Annotated in this window: 4 protein-coding genes; 2 read left to right on the forward strand and 2 right to left on the reverse strand. The window is 69.5% G+C overall.

Going from position 1 to position 5,452, the window contains the following annotated elements; translation table 11 throughout:
• The first annotated feature begins 74 nt into the window (after positions 1-74).
• Together AC27VN_RS31600 and AC27VN_RS31605 are read left to right on the forward strand one after the other, a co-directional pair.
• Positions 75-1,226 (forward strand): SLC13 family permease, encoded by a 1,152-nt coding sequence (locus AC27VN_RS31600; protein ID WP_490879113.1) that lies wholly within the window; start codon positions 75-77, stop codon positions 1,224-1,226.
• Positions 1,227-1,329: 103 nt separating this feature from the next.
• Positions 1,330-1,653, forward strand: coding sequence for a hypothetical protein (locus AC27VN_RS31605; RefSeq protein WP_093350265.1), 324 nt, complete (start codon positions 1,330-1,332; stop codon positions 1,651-1,653).
• An 80-nt stretch (positions 1,654-1,733) separates the two neighbouring features.
• On the opposite strand, the gene AC27VN_RS31610 is transcribed toward AC27VN_RS31605, so the two are convergent.
• Both AC27VN_RS31610 and AC27VN_RS31615 read right to left on the reverse strand, forming a co-directional pair.
• A complete protein-coding gene (locus AC27VN_RS31610; protein ID WP_093350262.1) occupies positions 1,734-2,789 on the reverse strand; it encodes a fimbrial protein in 1,056 nt (351 codons plus the stop codon).
• Entirely contained in the window at positions 2,786-5,446 is a 2,661-nt protein-coding gene (locus AC27VN_RS31615) for a fimbria/pilus outer membrane usher protein (protein ID WP_490879114.1), read from the reverse strand. The genes AC27VN_RS31610 and AC27VN_RS31615 overlap by 4 nt, the downstream gene beginning before the upstream one ends.
• Positions 5,447-5,452: the final 6 nt, after the last annotated feature.

The following is a 5,452-nucleotide window of genomic DNA, read 5'->3' on the forward strand; positions in this document are numbered from 1 at the left end:
CTCGCCATGCCCGAAACTCGGGGGCGGGAAGCGCGTGCCGCGCACGCTCCCGCCGCCCTGACCACCGCCGCTCCATGACCAAAGACACCGCGTCCGCCCTGCCCCCCGCCACCGCCGCCGCGGACACCGCATCGCCCCACGAGGGCGGCGGCAACGGCCTGCTCTGGGTGCTGGTGGCGGTGGCCGTGCTGTTCGCCTTCCTGCGGCCGCGCGCGCCGCTCGACTGGCTGAAGCTGATCGACTGGCAGACCGTGGGCGCGCTCGCGGGCCTGCTCGCGATCACGCAGGGCGTGGAGAAAAGCGGCGTGCTGCAGTCGGCCGCGCAGCGCCTGCTGGCGCGCACCACCAACCTGCGCCAGCTCGCGCTGCTGCTCGTCGCCAGCGCCGCGGTGCTGTCGGCGCTGGTCACCAACGACGTCAGCCTGTTCCTGCTGGTGCCACTGACGCGCGTGCTCGCCACCCAGGCGCACCTGCCGCTGGCGCGGCTGGTGGTGCTGGAGGCGCTGGCGGTGAACGCGGGCTCGGCGCTCACACCGATCGGCAATCCGCAGAACCTCTACCTGTGGCACCGCAGCGGCGAGAGCTTCGCGGGCTTCATGGGCATGATGGCGCCGACCGTGGGCGTGATGCTGTTCTGGCTGTTCGCCGCCGTCTGGCTGCTGGTGCCGCGCACCGCGATCGCGCTCAAGCCCGCGGCCGACAGCGCGCCGGTGCAGCCGCGGCTGCTGGCGCTGTCGGGCCTGCTGTTCGTGGGCTTCGTGGTCGCGCTCGACCGGCACTGGCTGGCCGCGGGCCTGGCGGTCGTGTTCGGCGCCTACCTGCTGTTCCAGCGCCGCGTGCTGCACGACGTCGACTGGGCGCTGCTCGCGATCATCGCGCTGATGTTCGTCGACCTGCGCCAGCTCGCCGAACTGCCCTTCATCGCCGCGCTGATGACGCAATGGCCGATCGCCGAGGGCTGGCGCGCCTACCTGGCGGCGATCGTCAGCTCGCAGTTCATCAGCAACGTGCCGGCCACCATCCTGCTCGACCGCTACGTGCACGACCTGCCGGCGCTGGCCGCCGGCGTGAGCGTGGGCGGCTTCGGCTGCGTGCTGGGCTCGCTCGCCAACCTGATCGCGCTGCGGCTCGCGAAGCTGCCCAACGGGCTGCGCGAGTTCCACCGCCTGAGCGTGCCCTTCCTGCTGGTGTGCGCGGCCTCGGCGCTGCTGCTGCGGCTCGGGTGACGGCAGCGGGGGCGCGTGCGCGTTGAACAACATCGCCCATGTCCGACGAGCGCGCGCGCTTTTTGTGGCTAGAGTGGAGACTCCCGAAGAAAGGAGTCATGGCATGGACAAGAAGAACAACAGCGAGGATTTCGAGATCACCCCCAAGCTCGTGTTCGACATGAACCTGGCGCTGTACCTCGACCTGGTCGCGGCGCTGGAGGGCGCGGGCGCCGTCACCTACCGCCAGATGGCGGCGCGCGTGCTCAACATCAGCATGGATGCGCGCGCCGACGGGGAGCTCGGCCTCTCGACCGCGCTGGAGGGCATCGCACAAGGCTTCGCGGGCCACGGCGACGGACTGTCGATCGAGCTGCTGAAGGCCGCGCGCGGGCTGCGCGAGGATGACGCGATGGGCGACATCCCGATGCGGCCGGACGTGGACTGAACGCGAAGCGGCGACGGCCGCTCGCCGGGCCGGGTGCTCACCGGGCCCGGCGCATCCATCTTGCGGATCGCCTTGCCCAGTTACTTGTAATCGAGCGTGAAGGTCGCCATGCCGTTGGCCTGCCCCGGCGTCACGGTGTTGCCGGTCTGGAAATAGCGCGCGGTATAGGGCAGCACGTAGTCGCCGTCCTTCGACGGCCCCACCAGCGCGTCGTCGCCGTACTTCACCGGCACCTTCTGGCCGTCGATGATCTGGATGCCCACGCCGGTGGCGGTGGCCGAGCCGCTGGCCTGGCTGATGCGCAGCACGCCTGCATCGCCGGCCGGATCGGGCGTGGCGTCCATGCGCAGGTAGACGGTGTTCTGCGTGCCGACCCCGGCGTTGCATTTGAGCCGGATGTTGAAGTTGCGCTCCGCCGCGGTCGTGCCCCGGCCCTTGAAGTCGCTCTGCGGCACCTTGCCGAACACCACCGGAATGTTCTTCGAGCCCGTGTCCACGAGGCAGCTGGGCGTGACGATGGTGATGGCGTCGCCGTCGACGCGGGTGGTCACGGCCGAGCCGCCTCGGTCGCCGGAATAGGTGGTGTAGATGCCGCTGACCAGCGGGCCGCTGCCGGTGACGGGGGCGATCTTGTAGAGCTCGACCACGAAGTCCGCGTTGGTCGCGAACGATCCGAACGTGGTGGTGGTCGACAAGGTGTGCGGGTAGTACACGTCGGGCGGGTTGCCCCCCGTGGCCCGTCGCAGCAGGCGGATGCCGATGCCCGCCACGTTGGTGGCGAAGACTTTTTCCTTCCCCGACCACTCCGCGCCCACCGCCGCGGAATTGATGACGCCGAACAGGGTGCCGCCGCCGGAGCAGGTGAATGGCGTGTTGTTCGAACCCGCTTGGTAGATGGGAAAGGTCTTGGCCGTGGTGATCAGGCTGCCCACGGGCAGGTCCGGGCTGACGACGATGCGTCCCATCACCATGTTGATGTTCTTCGGGACATAGCCGCCCGCGGTGTTGAGCGAGCACAGGGCACTCGCCTCCTGCGCGGCCACAAGCAGCACGAGCCCGGCGATCAGCGAGGCGCCGCGGCGCAGCGGGGACGAGAAGAACGCCTTCATCGCGCCCGACGGATTGCTGCGGTTCATTCCGCTCCCTTCTTCTTTGCTCGCGGCGCGAACAGCGCCGCACTGTCGACCGCGCTGCCGATGCACTGCCCCGTGAATTCGCGGATCGGCGGCGGATTGGCGTCCTCGGGCAGGGTGTAGGCCACCGTGCACTGGTCGTTCGCGCCCTGCCCCCAGCGCACCGTGAGGCTGCCGCTCTGGCCCGCGCCGGTCACGAAGGCCTGGCCGTCGGGGCCGACGATGCCGACCTCCTGGCCCGCCTCGTTCTCGATCTTCGAACCCAGCGGCAGCACGCGGCCCTTCGCGTCGCTCAGCGTCATCAGCAGGCGGAAGCCCACCGAGGTCTCGAACTTCGCGACCACCACGGCACCGCGCGTGGGCACCACCTCCATCGCCGCGTTCTTCACCTCGACGGTGTCGCCGAGGTCGCCGGTGCGCAGCGCGAGGCGGTTGAGCCGGTACGGGCTCAGGTTCGGGATGACCGCATTGCCCGCGCTGTCGGTCGCCACGCCCGGCTGCGATTCGAAGCCCACGCCACCGGCCTTGGGCGCCTGCACCAGCGCGATGGTCTCGCCCAGCGGCTGCGACAGGGTGACGCCGCCGCCGTGCGCCAGCAGGCCGCCCGACATGCCGAAGGTGGTCTGGCCGTAGCCCTTGCCCTGCGAGTGGCCGACATCGAAGCGGCCCACGGGCGACAGGTAGCTCGCGCTGGCGCTGCCGCTCGAGCCCTGGCCGTCGGCGTTCGAGTGGCCCGCGGTGACGTTGTAGTTGAGCCGGCTGTCCTCGAAGGCGCTGCCATAGACGCTGGCCTGCTGGCTGAGGCGCCCGTCGTTGTCGCGGCTCACGGTGTACTGCGCGCTGGCGCGCGTGTCGCCCAGCGGGATGCTGACCATCACCATGAGCTGCCGGCTGACCGGACGGATCGAACCGGTGCTGAAGCTGTTGATGCCGCCGTTGTTGGTGCTGTAGTTGTAGAAGACGCTGTAGCCGAACTGCTTGTAGCTGCCCGAGTAGCCGACCTGCACCAGCCGGTCCTTGGCGGGCGTGCCCCAGTAGGTCTGCTGGCGCGCCGAGGCGAACACCGAGCCCCAGCTGCCGATCTGCTGCGAGAGTTCGAAGCGCAGCTCGTTGCGGCGGCTGTTGAAGTTGTCGGGCAGCAACAGGCCCTGCATCTGTGCCGCTTCCTGGAAGGTGCGGTAGCCGCTGGTCGAGTAGCGGTAGCCGGCCACGCGGAAGTTGGTGCCCGAGTCGACGAAGGCCTTCGAATAGAGGAAGCGCAGCGACTGGCCGTTGTAGGTCTTGTCGAAGCGGTCGACGGTGCGCGCGGCCGAGAGGTCGAACGAGACGGCGCCGAAGGCGCGCATGTTCTTGCCCAGGCCCACCAGGCCCGACTGGTACTTGCGCGCGGCGATCAGGCCGCCGTACACCGAGTACTCGTCGGGCAGGCCGCGCGCCAGGGTGGCCTGCAGGAACACCGGCTCGGCCGGCACCTGGCTCGGCAGCAGCGGGTTGGTGTTCACGTTGTCGTAGCCGTTGCGGTACTTGCCCACGGTGGCCGAGTAGCGCCAGGTGCCCTCGCGCAGCAAGGTGGGCACGGCCGAGAAGGCCTGGGTGTACTTGGTCTGGCGGCCGTCGGCCTCGGTGATCGTGACCTCGAGGTCGCCGCTCGAGGCGGTGGGATAGAGGTCGTCGAGCACGAAGGGCCCGGGCGCCACGAAGGTGCTGTAGACGATGTAGCCGTTCTGCCGCACGGTGACGCGCGCATTGGTCTGGGCGATGCCGCGGATCGTGGGCGCATAGCCCTGCAGGCTGTCGGGCAGCATCGCGTCGTCGGAGGACACCTGCACGCCGCGGAACGGCAGGCTGTCGAAGAAGTTGCCGGGCGTGTTGCCGTCGCCGATCAGCAGCTGGCCGTTGATCGAGGCCAGGTCGCGCTGCGCATAGCTGGTGACGCCCTGCCAGCGGCTTCGGCCATCGAGGCCGCGGTTGTAGGTCGAGTAGTGGCGAAAGCGCCAGTCGCCCATGTTGAAGCCCGCGCGCACGCCCGCGAAGAAGGTGTTGCGCTGGAGCGTGTTGCGGTTGCGGTTGAACGGATCGGCGGCGTCGAAGACGTTGAGCTGCGGGTTGGTCAGCGGGGTGTCGTTGCGGTAGTTGCTGCCGCTGAAGCGCGAGTAGTTGAGCTGGTAGTCCAGCATGAAGGCGGTGATGCCCTTGTCCCACTTCTCGGGGCCCACGGCGCCGCGCGCGCTGCGCTTGAGCGCGGCCTGCGGAATGCTCAGGAACAGGCGCTGGCGCCCGGCGTCGTAGCTGAGCTTCGATTCGGGGATGGCGTTGACGAGGTCGATGCAGGCCTCGTCGGCGGCAGCGGCGATCGACGGGAACACGGCGACGTTCACGCCCCAGGTGTCGAGCAGGCCGCGCGTGAGGCAGGCCACCGCGTCGTTCGTGCCTTCCTTGTCCTCGAAGCGGACCTCGCTCTGGCCCACGCCGCGCTCGTTGAGCGAGACGTCGACGGTGTACTTGCCCGCGAGTACGCGGTTGCCGAACGAGAACAGCGAGAGGTCGGCATTGGGCTGGTCGCCGCCGATGCCGAGGAACTCCTCGTTGAAGCTCGAGGCGGCCAGCTGCTGCTTCTGCGCGACCGGCGGCTTCTGGGGCGCGGGCGCCTGCTCCTGCATCGGCGC

Source organism: Variovorax sp. 20P10.2.4 (assembly GCF_058244205.1).

Coding starts and splice junctions, on each gene's coding strand:
- AC27VN_RS31610 (WP_093350262.1), bottom strand. CDS start 2,789: ATGAACCGCAGCAATCCGTCGGGCGCGATGAAGGCGTTCTTCTCGTCC.
- AC27VN_RS31600 (WP_490879113.1), top strand. CDS start 75: ATGACCAAAGACACCGCGTCCGCCCTGCCCCCCGCCACCGCCGCCGCG.
- AC27VN_RS31605 (WP_093350265.1), top strand. CDS start 1,330: ATGGACAAGAAGAACAACAGCGAGGATTTCGAGATCACCCCCAAGCTC.
- AC27VN_RS31615 (WP_490879114.1), bottom strand. CDS start 5,446: ATGCAGGAGCAGGCGCCCGCGCCCCAGAAGCCGCCGGTCGCGCAGAAG.